Raw genomic sequence first — 16842 nt, 5'->3', positions numbered from 1 at the left:
CCCCTCAGCCTAGTAAGGCGTGAACGTCTGACCTGCCGAGAGCGCAGCCGCCACCACCAGCGGGTTGGCGACCAGGCTGACCAGGATCGCGCCGAGCGCCGCCAATCGGCGCCAGCCAGCAATCAGCGCCACCAGCGCGCCGATCAACGCCGCGGACGACACCAGCACCGCCACCCAGGCCAGCGCGTTGCCCACCTCTGGGAGGCCGGCCGCCGAGGTCAGCCAGGCGGCGACCTGCAGGGCGAAGGCCACCAGCGCCACCACCAGGGCCACAAGCCCGAATTGCCCACGGATGTCGCGGCGCGGGCGATACGTCAGTTCGGGTTGCGCCGGTCCCGGTTGCGCCAACCACGGGTCGGCCGGCTGGGTCGCTTCCGGGTGCGTCGCCCATGGGTCGGTGGCGTGCACCTGCCACGGTTCGGCCGGGCGCTCTGGCTCTGTCCGTGCCGGTTCTGCCCTTGCCTGTTCTGGCTGCGTCGGTTCCGGTTGCGCCGCCAACGGCTGCGCCGCCCACGGGTTGGCTGGCTGCGCCTGCCGCGGGGTGGTCGGCTCCGGATTGCGCGGGTCAAAGCTCATGATTCATCACACTAGCCGCGGTGACCGGGCAGACTGGGAGGCATGCACCCGCCGCTGACAGAGTTGCTCGCCTCGGCCAGAGTGGTGCAGCTGCCGCTGGCGTCACGCTTCCGCGGAGTCACCGTTCGCGAGGCCGTGCTGATGCAGGGGCCGAACGGCTGGACCGAGTTCTCGCCGTTCCTGGAATACGACGATGCTGAGGCATCCGCCTGGCTGGCCGCCGCGATCGACTTCGGCTGGGGCGAGCTGCCGCCGCTGCACCGGTCCCGGATCCCGGTCAACGCGACCCTGCCGGCGGTCCCGGCGGCCGAGGTCCGCGACATCCTGAACCGGTATCCCGGTTGCCGTACCGTCAAGGTGAAGGTGGCCGAGGTCGGCCAGACGCTCGCCGACGATGTCGCGAGGGTGGCGGCGGCGCGCGAATTCGTGGGCGATGAGGGTCGGGTTCGGGTCGACGCCAACGGCGGCTGGAACGTGGACGAGGCCGAGCGGGCCATCCATGCGCTGGCGCCGTACGACCTCGAGTACGTCGAGCAGCCGTGCGCCTCGGTGCCGGAGCTCGCCGAGATCCGCGAGCGGGTGCGCTACATGGATATCCCGATCGCCGCGGACGAAAGCGTGCGCAAGGCGGAAGACCCGCTCGCCGTCGCGAAGGCGGAGGCGGCCGACATCCTGGTGATCAAGGCGCAGCCGCTTGGCGGCATCCGTTCCGCGCTGCGGATTGCGGATGCCACGGGCCTGCCGGTCGTGATCTCCAGCGCCCTCGATACCTCGGTGGGCCTCTCGATGGGCGCGCACCTGGCCGCCGCCGTGCCGGAGCTGGAGTTCGACTGCGGGCTGGGCACCGCGGCGTTACTCGACGCCGATGTCACCGACACCCCCCTGCTGCCGGTGGACGGCGAGATTCCGGTGGAGCGGGTCGACGTGTCGCCGCTGCTGCTGGAGTGGCACGCGGCATCCGTCGAGCGCCGGGACTGGTGGCTGGAGCGGATCGTGCGCTGCCACGCGCTGCTCCCCGAGTCGTAGCCGGGGCGGCAACGCGGCATCCCTGATGCTCCGGATGTCGGTGGGCAGTCCTACCGCTGCGGATGTCGGTCGGCGGTGAGACGATGAACGTGTGCCAGAGCTGCCCGAAGTGGACGCGCTCGTGGGATTCCTGCGGGAGCACGCGGTCGGCCATGCCGTCACGTCGGCGACCGTCGCGGCCATCGCGGCGCTGAAGACCTTCGAACCGCCGCTCGACGACCTGACCGGGCGCACCATCGAGGGCGCCCGGCGGCACGGCAAGTTCATCGACCTTGAGGTCGGCGGGCTGCACCTCATCTTTCACCTCGCGCGCGCCGGCTGGCTGCGCTGGTATGACGAGGTGCCGGCGACGCTGATCAAGCCCACCAAATCGCCGATCGCGCTCCGGGTGCGGCTGGCGAACGGCGCCGGTTTCGACCTCACCGAGGCGGGCAGCAAGAAGTCGCTGGCGATCTATCTGGTGCGTAAGCCGGGCGACGTGCCCGGCATCGCCAGGCTCGGCCCCGACCCCACCGCGCCGGACTTCAGCCTCGACGACTTCGCGGCGATCCTCGCCGGCCGGCGCACGCAGGTGAAGGGGTTGCTGCGCGAGCAGTCGGTGTTCGCCGGGGTCGGCAATGCCTACTCGGACGAGATTCTGCACGCCGCACGGATGTCGCCGTACGCGATCGCCGCGAACCTCAAGCCGGACGACGTGGAGCGGCTCTACATCGCGCTGCGCAGCACGCTCGGTGAGGCGATCGAGGCTGCGGCCGGCCGCCGCCCCGACGAGCTCAAGGACTCCAAGCGCACCCGGATGCAGGTGCACGGCCGCACCGGTGAGGCGTGCCCGGTCTGCGGCGACACGGTGCGCGAGGTCATCTTCGCCACCTCGACGTTCCAGTACTGCCCGACCTGCCAGACCGGCGGCAAGCTGCTGGCCGACCGGGTGCTGTCGCGACTGCTGAAGTAGGTAGCGCAGCCGCGCGACGCCCCCGGCAGGCTCAGCCCGGCACCGCCGGCTTGGCCCGGCACCACCGGCGATATGGCTCCGGTCCCGCGATGTCGGCGATGTGACCCGGGCTGGCCTTCCTGCGATGCGGCGGGCGCGCAACGGCAGCGATCCGTGCCGACACGCCGCTCAACTGGAGCTGCGGGCTGCGTGTCGTAGCGAAACGCTGCCGTTCTGCGCGCACCCAGCGACCGGCGCCGAGCGCGACCCCGGCCTACAGGCCGCTGTACGCGTGCAGGCCCTTGAAGAACAGGTTCACGATCGTGTAGTTGAACAGGATCGCCGAGAAGCCGATGATCGCCAGCCAGGCCGAGCGGCTGCCGCGCCAGCCGCGGGTGGCGCGGGCGTGGATGTAGCCGGCGTAGAGCACCCAGATGATGAAGGTCCAGACCTCCTTGGTGTCCCAGCCCCAGTAGCGACCCCAGGCGCGTTCCGCCCAGATGGCGCCGGCCATCAGGGTGAAGGTCCAGAAGATGAAGCCGACGATGTTGATGCGGTAGGCCAGGTTCTCCAGGTGCTCGGCCGTGGGCAGCGAGCTGAGGAAACGCATCTTGAGCTGCTTCACCTCGCTCGACAGGCCCGCCCGGTAGCTCTGCAGCAGCTGAACCACCGACAGCGCGAAGCCAATCGCGAAGAAGCCGGTAGCGAGCGACGCCACGAACACGTGGATCACCAGCCACCAGGACTGCAGCGCCGGCGGCAACGGGATGACGCCGACATAGAAGCCCACCGTCGAGACACCGAGGAGCAGCACCACGAGGCCGACCACGAAGGTGCCGAGGAAGCGCAGGTCTTCCTTCAGCAGCACGGCGAGGAACACGCCGGTGACGATCAGCGTCATGGTGAGCGAGAACTCGAACATGTTGGCCCACGGCACCCGACCGGCGGCGAGGCCGCGCAGGATGGTGGCGGCCAGGTGGATCACGAAGCCGAGGATGGTGAGCGATACGCCCACGCGGAGGCTCGGCGACGCCTTCTCGCGGCCGGGTGCGGCGGCCTTGTCCAGCACGACCGTGCCTGCGCCACCGCCGACCGACCCGCGCGCACCTACCCCCGCCACAGCACTAGCGACGGCCGGTTTCGCCGCGGAACGCCGCGCCAAATCGAGGGAGAAGAAGATGAACGCGAGCGTGTACACGGCGATTGCCGAGTACACGAGCACGATCGAAATGGAATCGAGTGTTGCGTTCACGAGGGCATCCTACGCTCTAGGTTTTCAGCATGTTTGGCGGCGAAGTCGCCGACCGCGGGCTCCAGGGTGGGGTCTTCACCGCGGGCGAGCGCCGCGTATTCCAGCCGGGTTGAGCCGTCGGCGGCGACCGTCGCCTTGACCCACATCCGCCGACGCGGAACGAACAGCGCCGCGGCCAGCCCCCCGACGATCAGGATCGCGAACCCGAGCACCCAACCCTGAGACGGGTCGTCGTGGATGTCGAGGCTGACGAAGCGGCGGAGCTCGGTGAACTCCACCCGGCCGAGCCCGTCCGGCAGGTCGGCGCTCTCGCCTGGGGCAAGCTCGAGGGCCGCGACATCCGTCTCTCCACCGGCCACCTGGGTGAGGTTGTCGGTGTTCAGTTCGTACACCGACTTCGGAATGCCGTCGTTCAGGCCGAGGTCGCCGGTGAATACGTTCAGGGTGAGCAGCGGATTGCCGGGTTCCGGATGCGCGGACGCCAGCGCGCCACCGTGGCCGTCGGCGGCCCACGGATAGAAGAAGCCGACCAGGCCGAGCTGCTCCGGCAGCGAGTCCGGCACCTTGACCACGCCGACGCTGGTGAGGTTGGCGTCTTGCGGCAGGAACGGCACCGCCTGGGAGAACGCCACCTCGCCGGCTCCGTCGTACACGGTGATGATCGGGGCGTAGCCATTGCCGAGCAGGTATGCAGTGTTGCCGGCGATGCCGAGCGGTTCGTTCACCTTGACGCTGCCGGACTGCGGCTGCTCCCCCTTGATGGTGGTGGTGACGGATGCCTCGTAGTCAAGCGGCACGGCGGCGCCGGTGGTGTGGTCGATGCCGTATTCGGCGGTGAACGAGTCCAGGCTGATCGAGTACGGCACCAGCTCGGACTCGCTGAAGAACCGGCCGGGGCTGAACGAGTCGAAGCCGGCGAGCACGTTGCTGAACGACTGCCCCTCCACGATCACCTTCTGGCCGTTGTAGCCGAAGCCGCTGATGATGCCGACCGCGAACAGCATGCCGACCAGGGCCATGTGGAAGACCAGGTTGCCGGTCTCGCGCAGGTAGCCGCGCTCAGCGGACACCGACAGTCCGTAGCGTTCCACCCGGTAACCCTGCTTGCGCAGCAGCGTGCGGGCGCTCTCGATGGCGGCCTCGGCATCGGTCGGGGTGTCGGCGGTGGTGTAGCCGGCCAGCCGCTGCAGCCGGGCGGGCGTCTTCGGCGGCCGGGCTTTGAGCGCCTGCCAGTGGTGCTTGGTGCGCGGGATGACGCAGCCGATCAGCGAGATGAACAGCAGCAGGTAGATCGACGAGAACCACACCGAGCTGTACACGTCGAACATCTGGAACCAGTCCAGCACCGGGAACAGGTCCGGGTGGTCGGCCTCGTACTGCACCACACCGTTCGGGTCGGAGGTGCGCTGCGGCACCAGCGATCCGGGGATCGCGCCGACCGCGAGCAACAGCAGCAGCACCAGCGCGGTGCGCATGCTGGTCAGCTGCCGCCAGAAGAACCGCAGGTAGCCGACGAAGCCGAGCTTCGGCTGGGTGATCCCGGCGGGTTCCTGCGGCGGGGCCGCGACGTCGAAGTGGTCAGAGGGGCGTAACGGTTCCATCGATCACCCCTTGCAGTGCGAGCATCATGGCGCGCCAGGCGCCGCTCACCATCAGCACACCCATCACGATCAGCAGGGCGCCGCCGATGATGTTGATGGTGCGCACGTGCCGCTTGATGAACGCCATCGAGCCGCTCACCCAGTCGAGGCCGGCCGCGACCAGCACGAACGGGATGCCGAGACCGAGGCAGTACACGGCACCGATCAGGGCGGCGCGGCCCGGGCTCTCGCCGAGCGCGAGCGTCGACACGGCGGCGAGCACCGGACCCATGCACGGCGACCAGCCCACCGCGAACACGGCACCGAGCACGGGAGCGCCGGCCAGGCCCGCTGCCGGCCGCCAGGTGGGCTTAAAGGTGCGCTGCAGGAACGTCACCTGACCGATGAAGACCAGGCCGAGCAGGATGACGACGACCCCGGCAATGCGCAGGATGATGTCCTCGTACACCGCGAAGAACACCCCGACCGAGCCGACCAGCACGAAGAAACCGAGGAACACCACGCTGAAACCGAGCACGAACAGCACGGAGCCGGTGAGCATTTTTCCGCGGCGGATGTCGCGGACGTCGGTGATCCCGGTGACATAGGCCAGGTAGCCGGGCACCAGCGGCAGCACGCACGGCGACAGGAACGCGATCAGCCCGGCGAGCAGCGCGAGGGGAAGTGCGAGAAGCAGGCTGCCGTTCGCGACGATGTCGGTGGGGCCCACCTAGCTGCCCTCGGCGACGGTGTCGCTGATCAGGGTGCTCAGCACCGACGGGTCGACCAGGCCGTTGATACGGGCGGCGATCCGACCCTCCCGGTCGAGCACCAGGGTGGTAGGCACTGCCTTCGGCGAGACCTTGCCGGCGAACGCGAGCAGCATCGGGGTGGGCGATCCGGCCTCGATCACCGACGGGTAGGTGATGCCGTAGGTGCGGGCGAAGGCCAGCGAGCCCTGGGCGCCGTTGTACAGGTTGACGCCGAGGAACTCGACGCCGTCGGGCTTGAACTCCTCGTACACGTCCTGCAGGTCGGGCGCCTCAACCCGGCAGGGCGGGCATTCGGCGTACCAGAAGTTGACCACGAGCACCTCGTCGGCGTAGTCGCCGCTGGTCACCTGCTCACCGGCATCCGTAGTGCCCTCGAAACTGATCGCCTCGGTGCGCTGCGCCTCGGGGATCTCGGTGACGGTGCCGTCGCCCGAGATGTAGTTCTCGGTGGTGCCGTCGGCGTACTGCGCGGCGAGCGGATCGGCGGAGCATCCGGCGAGCAGGGTCGCCAGAGCGACCGCGGCAGCGGGCAGGAGAAGTCGGTGTCTCACACGGCTCCAAAATCGACGGATGCTGCGAGCAAGTCTCGTGCAGGATCCTGATAGTTGACCTCGACGAAGCGGTCGCCGTCGCGCTCGAGGGTGGTAATGCTCGACAGGTTGCAGCGCCGACGCCGGGGGTCGTGGTACAGCTTCGCGCCGGTCAGCGCGCGGTGCACCATCCAGATCGGCAGCTGGTGGCTGACCAGCACCACCTCGCTGTCGTCATCCGTCTCAGTCCAGGATTCCTCGATCACGGCGAGCATGCGCGCGGCGATCGACACGAACGCCTCACCCCAGCTGGGCCGGAACGGGTTGGTGATCCACGGCCAGGACTGCGGGTTGGTGAGCACCTGCGGGCCGAACTCGAACCGCTTGCCCTCGAACTTGTTGGTCGGCTCGATCAGCCGGTCGTCGGTGTGGATCGGCAGCCCGAACTTCTCCGACCACGGCGCCGCCGACTCCTGGGCGCGCTGCAGCGGGCTGGCGTACAGCCGGCTGATCGGCCGGTCGCTGAGCGCGTCGGCCGCGCTTGCTGCCATCTTGTGACCGAGCTCGGACAGGTGAAACCCCGGGATGCGTCCGTAAAGGATGCCGTCGGGATTGAAGACCTCGCCGTGACGAACCAGGTGAATCTGCCGCGCTACCACGGGTTCCAGTCTATGTTCGGCAACGAGTCGGGCACGCCGCCGACCGTCCGGCGCAGGCCGGTAGACTCGGATGCCGTGACTGAACGCACCCTCATCAAGAACCTGGCCGCCCTTCCCGATGGACCGGTCACCGTGTCCGGCTGGGTCGAGACCGTGCGCGATCAGAAGAAGGTGCAGTTCGTCGTGCTGCGCGACGAGTCCGGTGCGCTGCAGCTGGTGAACCCGGCCGTCCGCGAGGTTAACCCGGAAGACGCGACATCCGAAGCCCGCCTGGACATCACCGAGACGATCTCCGGCCTCAGCGTCGGCAGCTTTCTCACCGTCACCGGCGAGCTGAAGCATGACGAGCGGGTCAAGCTCGGCGGCATCGAGGTCAAGATCGGGACACTGGATGTCGCCAGCCTCGCCATCCCCGAGACGCCGATCGCCGACGACTCCAGCGTCGACAAGCGGATGGACTGGCGCTTCCTCGACCTGCGTCACCCGAAGCAGAACCTGATCTTCCGGATCCAGACCACGTTCGAGCACGCGCTGCGCACCTACTGGATCGACAACGACTTCATCGAGATCCACACCCCGAAGCTGATGGCCTCGGCGTCGGAGTCGCGCGCCGAACTGTTCGAGGTCGGCTACTTCGACACCACCGCCTACCTCGCGCAGAGCCCGCAGTTCTTCAAGCAGATGGCGCAGCCGGCCGGGTTCGGCAAAGTGTTCGAGATCGGCCCGGCGTTCCGCGCCGACCCGTCGTTCACCTCGCGGCACTCCACGGAGTTCACCTCGATCGACAGCGAGATCAGCTGGGTCGAGAGCCACGAAGACGTGATGCAGCTGCACGAAGACCTGATGGTCGCCGGCGTCACCGCGGTCAAGGCGAAGCACGGCGACGAGATCGAGGCGCTGTTCGGCATCGCGCTCGAGGTGCCGGCCACGCCGTTCCCGCGCATCCCGCTCGCCGAGGCGAAGCGGATCGTCGCCGAGCGCGGCTACGAGGTTCCCCGCCACGATGACGACATGGACCCGGAGGGCGAGCGCCGCATCTCCGCGTACGTCAAGGAGGAGTTCGGGCACGACTTCGTGTTCCTCACCGACTACGCGTCGAGCATCCGGCCGTTCTACCACATGCGCCACGAGGGCGACTCGACGCTGACCAACAGCTACGACCTGGTCTACAACGGCACCGAGATCTCCACCGGAGCGCAGCGCGAGCACCGCATCGACGTGCTGATCGCGCAGGCCAAGGAGAAGGGCCTCGATCCCGAGGAACTCGACTTCTACCTGGACTTCTTCCGCTACGGCGTGCCGCCGCACGGTGGCTTCGGCATGGGCCTCGCCCGCGTGATCATGCTGATGCTGGGTCTGCCGTCGATCCGCGAGGTGACCTACCTGTTCCGCGGCCCGAACCGCCTGCTGCCCTAGCCTGCGGCGCACCACTCGGGGCGAGGCTCGGGATTGAGCGAGTTTGTCGCGCTTGAGCCACTGCGAACTGGCTCATTCGCGACAAACTGGCTGAAACGCGTGGCGCTAGAACTCGAAGTCGACGCAGCTGCGCTCGGCGATGTGCGAGCGGATGAACGGCAGCAGCGCCTGGTGCGCGGGGTGCTCGATGTATCCGGTCAGGTCGTCAATGGTGTCGAAGTCGGCGACCAGCGCGAGGTCCCAGTTGCCGTTGCCCACGGCATCCGGTCCGATGCTCAGCGACCTGATCTGCGGCACCTCGCCGACGAGAGCACGAAGGCTGTCGGCGATCTGGGTCGCCGCCTCACGCCGCGCCTCACCCTCGGTGTTCAATTTCCAGCTGACGATGTGACGGATCATGCGGATGCTTCCTCCAGTGCTGTGCGAAGGCGGTCGGGGTTGACCCGCCAGATGTTGTGCACCTTGTCGTTGATCAGCACCACCGGGATCTCCTCGGCGTACGCGGCGTTCAGCTCGGGATCGTCGAGGATCGACCGCTCCTCGTAGCGCACGTCGGAGAACTCGGTGAGCACCGTGTGCACGATGCCGCGGGCGTCGTCGCAGAGGTGGCAGCCCGGCTTGCCGATCAGGGTGAGAGTGGTGGACACCCGTCCAGCCTAGGTGCCGCATTACGATGGTTGGGATGTCTGACTCCACAGCCGCGAGCGATAGCCCCATCATCGCCTTCTTCGACGTGGACAACACGCTGATGCGCGGCGCCAGTATTTATCACCTCGGCCGTCGGGCGTTCAGCCGCGGGTATCTGACCTTTCGCGACCTGCTCAGGTTCGGCTGGCATCAGGCCCGCTTCGTTGCCGTCGGCGAGAACAAGCGGCACCTGTCCAGCATCCGTGACCGCGCCCTGGAGCTCATCGGCGGGCACACCGAAGAGGGCCTGCAAGACCTGGCGGAGGAGATCTACCGCCGCGACCTGTCGCACCGGCTGTGGCCGGAGACCGTGGCCCTCGCCCGCGAGCACCTGGACAAGGGGCACGAGGTGTGGCTGATCACCGCATCGCCGGAGGTTGTGGCGCGGGTGATCGCGCAGAAGCTCGGCCTGACCGGCGCGCTCGGCACCCGGATCGAGGCCGTGAACGGGGTGTTCACCGGCAAGCTCGACGGCCCGGTGATGCACGGTGAACGCAAGGCCGTAGTCGCCGAGCAGTTGGCGCTCAGCAAGCGGGCTCGGCTGCTCGACTGCTGGGCGTACAGCGACTCCCGCAACGACATCCCGCTGCTGAACCTGGTCGGCAACCGGGTGGTGGTGAACCCGGACTCGAGCCTCGCCAGCTACGCGACGGCCCGCAACTGGCCGGTGCTGCGACTGAATCCGGCGAGCATCCGTGACGCACGGCGACGGGTGCGTCGAGACGCGCGCGCGGTCAAGGCCGGCGGCAGGGCAAAGAAAAGGCGCTAACCCCGAGGGGTTAGCGCCTTCGTCGAAGACTACTTCTTGTTGCGACGCTGGTGGCGTGTCTTACGAAGCAGCTTGCGGTGCTTCTTCTTCGCCATGCGCTTGCGACGCTTCTTGATTACGGAACCCATAAGGACCTCACTGATTTCTGAACAGAGCACCGGGTCCGTTCAGAACCGCGGAAAAACGTACCGGGGTAGTCTACCTCGGTTTCTGTGAAGCGAAATTCGCTCCGTTAGCCGATGTCAGACATCGGCTTGTGGATCACCTGCTCGACCGCCGATTCGGGGATCCGAAACGAGCGTCCGAACCGGATGGCCGGCAACTCGCCGGAGTGCACCAGCCGGTACACCGTCATGTTCGACACTCGCATCATACTGGCGACCTCGGCGACCGTGAGAAAACGCATCTGTGACAGATCACGCGGCATTGCTCGGGTCCCTTGCTCGAAAGCACTCGTGACGGGTGTGACTGGAGTGCTTGATCAGAACATTAGGGGCTGGAGTGACTGACGTCCAGACTCTTATTTCTTTTTCCGCCACGGCAGGCGCTTGGTCACCTGCTCCTGGGCGCCGTGGATGGTGGTGCGCGCCTGGTGCAGCCGTTCTGCGGTGGCGCGGCCGAGGTTGCTGCCCACCTCGGTGCCGGCCCAGGCGGCGTACGCGGCCGTCTCCTGCGCGTCGAAGTCGGCAGACAGGAACGGGATCAGCCAGTCTTCGAGCTCCTCGAGCGGAGAGGCCTCGAGCCGGTAGTAACGGTGCTGACCCTCTTCGCGCACGGTCACCATGCCGTGCTCGCGCAGCACCTTCAGGTGCTTCGAGACGGTGGGCTGGCTCACCCCGAGGCGGTCCACGAGCTCCCCGACGCTGATCTCCCCGGTCGCCGAGTCGATCGAGCTGTAGCGCTCGAGGAGGGCGTGGAGGAGGTCGCGGCGGGTCGCGTCGGCGACCACGTCAAAAATGTCAGCCATCCTCACAGAGTATCCAAGCCGCGCACGGAGAGTACGATGACAAGCTGTCACCGACAGTTGGGGGTTACGAATGCCCGCGAATACCACGAGTCGCGGTCTCGCCCATGAAGTGCGCAGAACGCCGCTTCGCCGTATCCGTGACTTCATCGACTTCCTCGCCTCCACGTCGTCGGCCCGGTTCGCGATCCTTGTCTTCAGCTCGCTGATCCTGATTTGGACGCTGCTGCTGTCGCTGCCGATCTCGGCGCGCGACCGTCAGGTCACGCCGCTCGCCGACGCCTTCTTCACCGCGATGTCCACCATCTGCGTCACCGGCTTGTCCGTGGTGGACATGGCCACGCACTGGTCGACGTTCGGCACCGTGGTGATCCTGCTCGGCTTGCAGATCGGCGGCATCGGTGTGCTCACCCTGGCGAGCATCATGGGGCTGGTGGTGTCGCGCCGGCTGGGTCTTCGCCAGAAGCTGATGGCGGCCAGCGACAGCAACCCGCTGCGGCTGCACCATGGCCCGGTCGTCGAGGCGCAGGCGGTACGGCTCGGTGAGATCGGCGGCCTGCTCGCCACCGTGGCGATCAGCTCGCTGATCATCGAGGGCGCCGTGGCGCTGCTGATCGCGCCCCGGCTGCTGGTCGAGGGGGCCGACCTCTGGTCCGCGGTCTGGCAGTCGTTCTACTGGTCGGCGTCCGCGTTCACCAACACCGGATTCACGCCCACGCCGGAAGGGCTCGCGCCGTTCGCCACCGACCCGTGGATGCTGTCGTCGCTCGCGATCGGCGTGTTCCTCGGCAGCATCGGCTTTCCGGTGATCTTCGCCCTGGCCCGCGGCTGGCGCACCCCGAAGCGTTGGTCGCTGCATGTGAAGCTGACGCTCACCACCACGCTCATCCTGATCGTGCTCGGCGCGATCGCCATCTACGTGCTCGAGGTCAGCAACGCGGCGACGCTCGGGGCGCTGGATCCCGCGGCCGGCCCGATGACGGCCACCTTCCTCTCGATCATGACCCGCTCCGGCGGCTTCTCGACGATCAACATCAGTGAGATGAACGGGTCGACCCTGCTGGTGATGGACATGCTGATGTTCGTCGGCGGCGGCTCGGCGTCGACCGCGGGCGGCATCAAGGTCACCACCCTGGCCGTGCTGTTCCTCGCCGCCCTGGCCGAGGCCCGCGGCGACTCGGACATGCAGATCTTCGACCGCCGGATTCCCACCGACGTGCTGCGCCTGTCGGTGAGCGTGGTGCTGTGGGGCGCCACGATCGTGGCCACCGCGTCCATCGCCATCCTGCAACTGACCAAGCAGCCACTCGACTTCGTGCTGTTCGACGTGATCTCGGCGTTCGCCACCGTGGGCCTGTCGACCGGGCTCACCGCCGAGCTTCCGGATGCGGGCAAGTACATCCTGGCCGCCACCATGTGGGCCGGTCGCGTTGGTACAGTGACGTTGGCCGCCGCGCTCGCTGCGAGCCAGCGCCGGCAGCTGTTCCGGAGGGCTGAAGAAAGGCCGATCGTTGGTTGAGAGAATCCCGCATGATGCGCCCGTCCTGGTGATCGGACTGGGGCGTTTCGGTGCAGCGACCGCAGGTCAGCTGGACCGGCTGGGACGCGAGGTGTTGGCCGTGGACGCCGATGCCAACCTGGTGCAGAAATGGTCCGAGCGGGTGACCCACGCGGTGCAGGCGGATGCGCGCAACATCGACGCGCTGCGGCAGATCGGCGCTCAGGACTTCGCGGTGGCCGTGGTCGCCACGGCCTCCGCGATCGAGGCCAGCGTGCTGATCACCGCGAACCTGGTCGACCTCAAGATCCCGCAGATCTGGGCCAAGGCGATCAGCCAATCCCACGGCAAGATCCTCGCCCGCATCGGCGCGAATCATGTCATCTACCCCGAGGCGGAAGCCGGCGAGCGCGTGGCGCACCTGGTCTCCGGCCGGATGCTCGACTTCATCGAGTTCGACGACGAGTTCGCCCTCGTGAAGATGTACCCGCCGAAGAACGTGCGCGGGATGACGCTGGCCGAGTCTCAGGTGCGCAAGAAGTACGGCATCAGCGTCGTCGGCGTGAAGTCCCCGGGCAAGGAGTTCACCTACGCGACTCCGGAGACCGTGGTGTCGAGCCACGACCTGATCATCGTGTCGGGCAACAGCCAGGACATCGAGAAGTTCGCCACGCTGTCGGCGTAGCACCTCCTCCGCGCCAGCGGGTGATCATGCCCCCGCGGCCAGCTCCTTCGAGCGGGCCAGCGCCGCGGCCGTCGCCTTGTCGAATAGCCCCTTGAGATCGGCCTTCTCGAGTTCCGCGATGGCGCGCTCGGTGGTGCCCTTCGGGCTGGTGACACGACGGCGCAGCTCAGCCGGCGCCTCGCCGGTGGCGGCCAGCAGCTCGGTTGCCCCGAGGAAGGTGTTGTTCACCATGATCGCCGCCTGCTCCGGGCTGAAGCCGAGCCCGATCGCCGTGGCGGTGAGCTGCTCGATGAAGTAGAACACGTAGGCCGGACCCGAACCGGAGATGGTGCCGAGCGCGTCGATCTGCTCTTCCGGCACCACGAGTACCGACCCCACGGTCTCGAACAGGGCCCGGACGACCTCCAGGTCGGCATCCGATGACCGGGTTCCGGCGGCAAGCCCGGTCACGGCGCGTCCGACCACGGCGGGCGTGTTCGGCATCGCGCGCAGCACCGGGGTGCTGACGAGTGACTCGATCGTGGCGATGGTCACCCCCGCGGCAACGCTGACGACCACGGCATCCGGCTCCAATGACGGCGCAATCTCGCGCAGCAGATCGGGAACCATCGCCGGCTTCACGCCGATCAGTACGATGCGGGCGCCGGCGACGGCCAGGTGGTTCGCCTTTGGCTCGACGGATGTCGCGTAGCTGGTGACCGCGTCGGACCGCAGGGCGTCGGCCTTCTCGACCGAGCGGTTGGTGACGCGGATGCCGCCAGCCACCGTGACGCCCGGTTTCACCAGCCCGCTGAGGATGGCACCGCCCATCGATCCGGTTCCGAGAATGGCAATGGTCGGCAAATCAACGCTCATCGGGCCATTCTAAGATGGAGCCCATGAGCGCTAGCGGCGGAACCAAGGCAGTCATCGCGGCCCTTCTGGCCAACACCGGCATCGCGATCACCAAGTTCATCGCCTGGGCGTTCTCCGGTTCGAGCTCGATGCTGGCCGAGAGCGTGCACTCGGTCGCCGACGCCGGCAACCAGCTGCTGCTGCTACTAGGCGGCAAGCGGGCCCAGAAAGAGGCCGATGCGGAGCACCCGTTCGGCTACGGCCGCGAGCGCTACCTGTGGGCGTTCGTGGTGTCGATCGTGCTGTTCAGCGTCGGCGGCATGTTCTCGATCTACGAGGGCATCGACAAGCTCACGCACCCGCACGCCCTCGAGGTGCCGTGGCTGCCGGTGCTGGTGCTGGTCATCGCGATCGTGCTCGAGTCGTTCTCGCTGCGCACCGCGGTCAAGGAGTCACTGCCGCACAAGGGCAAGAGCAGCTGGATCTCATTCGTGCGGCACGCCAAGTCGCCGGAGCTACCGGTGGTTCTACTCGAGGACATCGCCGCGCTGTTCGGCCTGGTCTTCGCCCTGATCGGCGTCGGGCTCACCATCATCACCGGCAACCCGCTATTCGACGCACTCGGCACCCTCGCGATCGGAGCCCTGCTCATCGTGGTCGCGCTGGTCCTGGGTATCGAGACGCAAAGCCTGCTGGTCGGTGAGGGCGCCCGACCCGACGACGTCACCACGATCCGCGACGTGATCAACGCCCACCCCGACGTCGAAGCGCTCATCCACATGAAGAGCCTGTACCTCGGCCCCGACGAGCTGATGGTGGCCGCGAAGATCGCGTTCCCCCGCACCGACAAGCTGGGCCAGGTGGCGGCGGCGATCGACGAGGTGGAGAAGAGCATCCGTCAGGCGGTGCCGGTGGCCAGGGTGATCTACATCGAACCCGACGTGTACCGCGGCAATCCCAACGAGCATCCGTCGACGGATGCCATCGTCATCCGCGCCGTCGACTGACGATCCGTCAGAGCTTTCCCACCTTTCCCTCGTTAGGTTTGAAGGCCGACGGAAGGAAACCCATCGTGCAGTGTCCAATAGACGGCTCCGTGCTTGTCATGTCAGACCGTTCCGGAGTCGAGATCGACTTCTGCCCGCAGTGTCGGGGCGTGTGGCTTGACCGCGGCGAACTCGACAAGATCATCGACCGCGCATCGGTGCAGCAGGTGCCGCCGGCGGCGGCGCCGCCGCGCAACGTCGGATACGACAACCGGGGTTACGGCGACCGCGACCGTGGGTACGACAACCGCGGCTACGGCCAGCAGCAGCCCTACGGCAAGCGCAAGAAGGAGAACTGGCTCAGCGACCTGTTCGACTGAGGCATCCGTTCGTCGCCGGCTGCCTCACCGCTTCTGTTCGAAGAAGTCGGTGAGCAGTTCGGCGCAGGCCTCCGCCTGCACCCCGGCGATCACCTCGACCCTGTGCGGCAGGCGGCGATCGCGCAGCAGATCGTGCACGCTGCCGACCGCGCCGGCCTTGTCGTCCCACGCCCCGAACACCACCCGCGGAATGCGGGCAGACAGGATCGCACCCGCGCACATCACGCACGGCTCGAGCGTGACAACCAGGGTCACGTCGGTCAGGTGCCAGTCGCCGACGGATGCCGCGGCCTGCCTGATCGCCACAACCTCGGCATGCGCGGTGGGGTCTTGCAGCAACTCACGCTCGTTGCGGCCGATCCCGATGACATTTCCCGACGCATCCAGAACCAGGGCGGCGACCGGCACATCCCCGGTATCCAGCGCCTGGCGCGCCTCGGCCACAGCCTGCAGCATCCAGTCGTCGTATCGGGCCACCTGCCACCTCCAGTAACGTTGAGCCTATGCGAGTGCATGTTGCCGACCACCCTCTGGTTACCCACAAACTCACGGTGCTGCGCGACAAGCGCACGCCCTCACCGACGTTCCGACAGCTCACCGAAGAGCTCGTAACCCTGCTGGCCTACGAGGCCACCCGCAATGTGCGGGTCACCCCTGTCGACATCGAGACCCCGGTCGCCGCGACGACGGGCGTGACGATCGCCAACCCGCGGCCGCTCGTGGTGCCGATCCTGCGCGCCGGGCTGGGCATGCTCGAGGGCATGACCCGTCTGCTCCCCACCGCCGAGGTCGGATTCCTCGGCCTGGTGCGCGACGAAGAGACGCTGCAGCCGGTCACCTACGCCGAACGCCTGCCCGACGACCTGTCGAACCGGCAGTGCTTCGTGATCGACCCGATGCTGGCCACCGGCGGCTCGCTGATCGCCGCGATCGACTACCTCTTCGCTCGCGGCGCGGTGGATGTCACCGCCGTCTGCCTGCTCGGCACCCCGGAGGGACTCGCCGCCGTTGAGGCCGCGACAAAGGGCCGCGAGGTCACCATCGTGCTCGGCGCGCTGGACGAACGCCTCAACGAGCACGGCTACATCGTTCCCGGACTCGGCGACGCCGGCGACCGCCTGTACGGGCTGGTGTAGCGCCACCCAGATTTGACAAGAGTGCGGAAAGTGTCGGAAACTGTCCGACATGACTCTCGACGCGTTCACCCCGACCTCTTGCGAGGCTCGAGGATTCTCTGGCACCATGCCGGCGAGCGCTGTCATGTGTTGTCGAATGTGTGCCTAATCGGCTGAAACC

Annotated in this window: 22 protein-coding genes; 9 read left to right on the top strand and 13 right to left on the bottom strand. The window is 67.5% G+C overall.

The window, feature by feature from the left end:
* Positions 1-9: 9 nt before the first annotated feature.
* Positions 10-576 (bottom strand): hypothetical protein, encoded by a 567-nt coding sequence (locus HCT51_RS00895; protein ID WP_166876245.1) that lies wholly within the window; start codon positions 574-576, stop codon positions 10-12.
* A 42-nt stretch (positions 577-618) separates the two neighbouring features.
* Here HCT51_RS00895 and HCT51_RS00890 point away from each other — a divergent pair, with 42 nt between their 5' ends.
* Positions 619-1602, top strand: coding sequence for an o-succinylbenzoate synthase (locus HCT51_RS00890; RefSeq protein ID WP_166876248.1), 984 nt, complete (start codon positions 619-621; stop codon positions 1600-1602).
* Positions 1603-1693: 91 nt separating this feature from the next.
* Positions 1694-2554, top strand: coding sequence for an Fpg/Nei family DNA glycosylase (locus tag HCT51_RS00885; RefSeq protein ID WP_166876252.1), 861 nt, complete (start codon positions 1694-1696; stop codon positions 2552-2554).
* A 253-nt stretch (positions 2555-2807) separates the two neighbouring features.
* Here the strand turns inward: HCT51_RS00885 and ccsB are convergent, their stop codons facing one another.
* Genes ccsB through HCT51_RS00860 form a run of 5 tightly spaced genes read right to left on the bottom strand, consistent with a single transcriptional unit; the run spans position 2808 to position 7327 of the window.
* Positions 2808-3785, bottom strand: coding sequence for a c-type cytochrome biogenesis protein CcsB (ccsB, locus tag HCT51_RS00880; RefSeq protein ID WP_166876255.1), 978 nt, complete (start codon positions 3783-3785; stop codon positions 2808-2810).
* The gene (resB, locus tag HCT51_RS00875) at positions 3782-5386 is read right to left on the bottom strand and encodes a cytochrome c biogenesis protein ResB (protein WP_166876259.1); all 1605 of its coding nucleotides are present in this window, start codon (positions 5384-5386) and stop codon (positions 3782-3784) included. The genes ccsB and resB overlap by 4 nt, the downstream gene beginning before the upstream one ends.
* Positions 5364-6095, bottom strand: coding sequence for a cytochrome c biogenesis CcdA family protein (locus tag HCT51_RS00870; RefSeq protein ID WP_166876263.1), 732 nt, complete (start codon positions 6093-6095; stop codon positions 5364-5366). The genes resB and HCT51_RS00870 overlap by 23 nt, the downstream gene beginning before the upstream one ends.
* On the bottom strand, positions 6096-6689 hold the full coding sequence (locus HCT51_RS00865) for a TlpA family protein disulfide reductase (protein WP_224760604.1): 594 nt from the start codon (positions 6687-6689) through the stop codon (positions 6096-6098).
* Positions 6686-7327, bottom strand: coding sequence for a histidine phosphatase family protein (locus HCT51_RS00860; RefSeq protein WP_166876266.1), 642 nt, complete (start codon positions 7325-7327; stop codon positions 6686-6688). The genes HCT51_RS00865 and HCT51_RS00860 overlap by 4 nt, the downstream gene beginning before the upstream one ends.
* Before the next feature lie 75 nt (positions 7328-7402).
* On the opposite strand from HCT51_RS00860, the gene aspS reads away from it, so the two are divergent.
* Positions 7403-8743, top strand: a complete 1341-nt coding sequence (gene aspS / locus HCT51_RS00855) for an aspartate--tRNA(Asn) ligase (RefSeq protein ID WP_166876270.1) — start codon at positions 7403-7405, stop codon at positions 8741-8743.
* Positions 8744-8848: 105 nt separating this feature from the next.
* Here aspS and HCT51_RS00850 read toward each other — a convergent pair whose 3' ends face one another.
* Entirely contained in the window at positions 8849-9142 is a 294-nt protein-coding gene (locus tag HCT51_RS00850) for a Dabb family protein (protein WP_166876273.1), read from the bottom strand.
* Positions 9139-9390: a glutaredoxin family protein gene (locus HCT51_RS00845; protein ID WP_166876276.1), complete on the bottom strand. Its 252-nt coding sequence runs from the start codon at positions 9388-9390 to the stop codon at positions 9139-9141. The genes HCT51_RS00850 and HCT51_RS00845 overlap by 4 nt, the downstream gene beginning before the upstream one ends.
* 35 nt (positions 9391-9425) lie before the next feature.
* On the opposite strand from HCT51_RS00845, the gene HCT51_RS00840 reads away from it, so the two are divergent.
* Positions 9426-10199: an HAD family hydrolase gene (locus HCT51_RS00840; RefSeq protein ID WP_166876279.1), complete on the top strand. Its 774-nt coding sequence runs from the start codon at positions 9426-9428 to the stop codon at positions 10197-10199.
* A gap of 29 nt (positions 10200-10228) precedes the next feature.
* Here HCT51_RS00840 and HCT51_RS00835 read toward each other — a convergent pair whose 3' ends face one another.
* From HCT51_RS00835 to HCT51_RS00825, 3 genes are all read right to left on the bottom strand, one after another.
* Complete coding sequence (locus tag HCT51_RS00835; protein ID WP_003792170.1) at positions 10229-10327, bottom strand: 30S ribosomal protein bS22; 99 nt, start codon at positions 10325-10327, stop codon at positions 10229-10231.
* A gap of 104 nt (positions 10328-10431) precedes the next feature.
* Positions 10432-10626: a helix-turn-helix domain-containing protein gene (locus HCT51_RS00830; protein WP_166876282.1), complete on the bottom strand. Its 195-nt coding sequence runs from the start codon at positions 10624-10626 to the stop codon at positions 10432-10434.
* A gap of 93 nt (positions 10627-10719) precedes the next feature.
* The gene (locus HCT51_RS00825) at positions 10720-11166 is read right to left on the bottom strand and encodes an ArsR/SmtB family transcription factor (protein ID WP_166876285.1); all 447 of its coding nucleotides are present in this window, start codon (positions 11164-11166) and stop codon (positions 10720-10722) included.
* Between the two features lie 70 nt (positions 11167-11236).
* Between HCT51_RS00825 and HCT51_RS00820 the strand changes: the two genes are divergently transcribed.
* Both HCT51_RS00820 and HCT51_RS00815 read left to right on the top strand, forming a co-directional pair.
* Positions 11237-12682, top strand: a complete 1446-nt coding sequence (locus tag HCT51_RS00820) for a TrkH family potassium uptake protein (RefSeq protein ID WP_166876288.1) — start codon at positions 11237-11239, stop codon at positions 12680-12682.
* Positions 12675-13346 carry a potassium channel family protein gene (locus HCT51_RS00815; protein WP_166876291.1) on the top strand — a complete coding sequence of 224 codons (672 nt, stop codon included), beginning with the start codon at positions 12675-12677 and terminating at the stop codon, positions 13344-13346. The genes HCT51_RS00820 and HCT51_RS00815 overlap by 8 nt, the downstream gene beginning before the upstream one ends.
* Before the next feature lie 24 nt (positions 13347-13370).
* Here the strand turns inward: HCT51_RS00815 and proC are convergent, their stop codons facing one another.
* On the bottom strand, positions 13371-14201 hold the full coding sequence (gene proC, locus HCT51_RS00810; RefSeq protein WP_166876294.1) for a pyrroline-5-carboxylate reductase: 831 nt from the start codon (positions 14199-14201) through the stop codon (positions 13371-13373).
* Positions 14202-14224: 23 nt separating this feature from the next.
* Between proC and HCT51_RS00805 the strand changes: the two genes are divergently transcribed.
* Both HCT51_RS00805 and HCT51_RS00800 read left to right on the top strand, forming a co-directional pair.
* A complete protein-coding gene (locus HCT51_RS00805; protein ID WP_166876297.1) occupies positions 14225-15187 on the top strand; it encodes a cation diffusion facilitator family transporter in 963 nt (320 codons plus the stop codon).
* Positions 15188-15252: 65 nt separating this feature from the next.
* Complete coding sequence (locus tag HCT51_RS00800) at positions 15253-15546, top strand: TFIIB-type zinc ribbon-containing protein (RefSeq protein WP_166876301.1); 294 nt, start codon at positions 15253-15255, stop codon at positions 15544-15546.
* Positions 15547-15570: 24 nt separating this feature from the next.
* Here the strand turns inward: HCT51_RS00800 and tadA are convergent, their stop codons facing one another.
* Positions 15571-16002: a tRNA adenosine(34) deaminase TadA gene (gene tadA / locus HCT51_RS00795; protein WP_166876894.1), complete on the bottom strand. Its 432-nt coding sequence runs from the start codon at positions 16000-16002 to the stop codon at positions 15571-15573.
* Positions 16003-16049: 47 nt separating this feature from the next.
* Here tadA and upp point away from each other — a divergent pair, with 47 nt between their 5' ends.
* Positions 16050-16682 (top strand): uracil phosphoribosyltransferase, encoded by a 633-nt coding sequence (gene upp / locus HCT51_RS00790; protein WP_166876304.1) that lies wholly within the window; start codon positions 16050-16052, stop codon positions 16680-16682.
* The last annotated feature ends 160 nt before the right edge of the window (positions 16683-16842 follow it).

Source organism: Salinibacterium sp. ZJ450, from assembly GCF_011751885.2.
Taxonomy (GTDB): domain Bacteria; phylum Actinomycetota; class Actinomycetes; order Actinomycetales; family Microbacteriaceae; genus Ruicaihuangia.
The sequence above is the reverse complement of the archived record's forward strand: the minus strand, read 5'-3'. Positions and strand labels throughout refer to the sequence as shown.

Bases quoted from the DNA above. Each gene is read 5' to 3' on its own strand.
- HCT51_RS00895 (WP_166876245.1), bottom strand. From the start codon at position 576: ATGAGCTTTGACCCGCGCAATCCGGAGCCGACCACCCCGCGGCAGGCG.
- HCT51_RS00890 (WP_166876248.1), top strand. From the start codon at position 619: ATGCACCCGCCGCTGACAGAGTTGCTCGCCTCGGCCAGAGTGGTGCAG.
- resB (WP_166876259.1), bottom strand. From the start codon at position 5,386: ATGGAACCGTTACGCCCCTCTGACCACTTCGACGTCGCGGCCCCGCCG.
- HCT51_RS00850 (WP_166876273.1), bottom strand. From the start codon at position 9,142: ATGATCCGTCACATCGTCAGCTGGAAATTGAACACCGAGGGTGAGGCG.
- HCT51_RS00840 (WP_166876279.1), top strand. From the start codon at position 9,426: ATGTCTGACTCCACAGCCGCGAGCGATAGCCCCATCATCGCCTTCTTC.
- HCT51_RS00835 (WP_003792170.1), bottom strand. From the start codon at position 10,327: ATGGGTTCCGTAATCAAGAAGCGTCGCAAGCGCATGGCGAAGAAGAAG.
- HCT51_RS00830 (WP_166876282.1), bottom strand. From the start codon at position 10,626: ATGCCGCGTGATCTGTCACAGATGCGTTTTCTCACGGTCGCCGAGGTC.
- HCT51_RS00825 (WP_166876285.1), bottom strand. From the start codon at position 11,166: ATGGCTGACATTTTTGACGTGGTCGCCGACGCGACCCGCCGCGACCTC.
- HCT51_RS00820 (WP_166876288.1), top strand. From the start codon at position 11,237: ATGCCCGCGAATACCACGAGTCGCGGTCTCGCCCATGAAGTGCGCAGA.
- proC (WP_166876294.1), bottom strand. From the start codon at position 14,201: ATGAGCGTTGATTTGCCGACCATTGCCATTCTCGGAACCGGATCGATG.
- HCT51_RS00805 (WP_166876297.1), top strand. From the start codon at position 14,225: ATGAGCGCTAGCGGCGGAACCAAGGCAGTCATCGCGGCCCTTCTGGCC.
- tadA (WP_166876894.1), bottom strand. From the start codon at position 16,002: ATGCTGCAGGCTGTGGCCGAGGCGCGCCAGGCGCTGGATACCGGGGAT.
- upp (WP_166876304.1), top strand. From the start codon at position 16,050: ATGCGAGTGCATGTTGCCGACCACCCTCTGGTTACCCACAAACTCACG.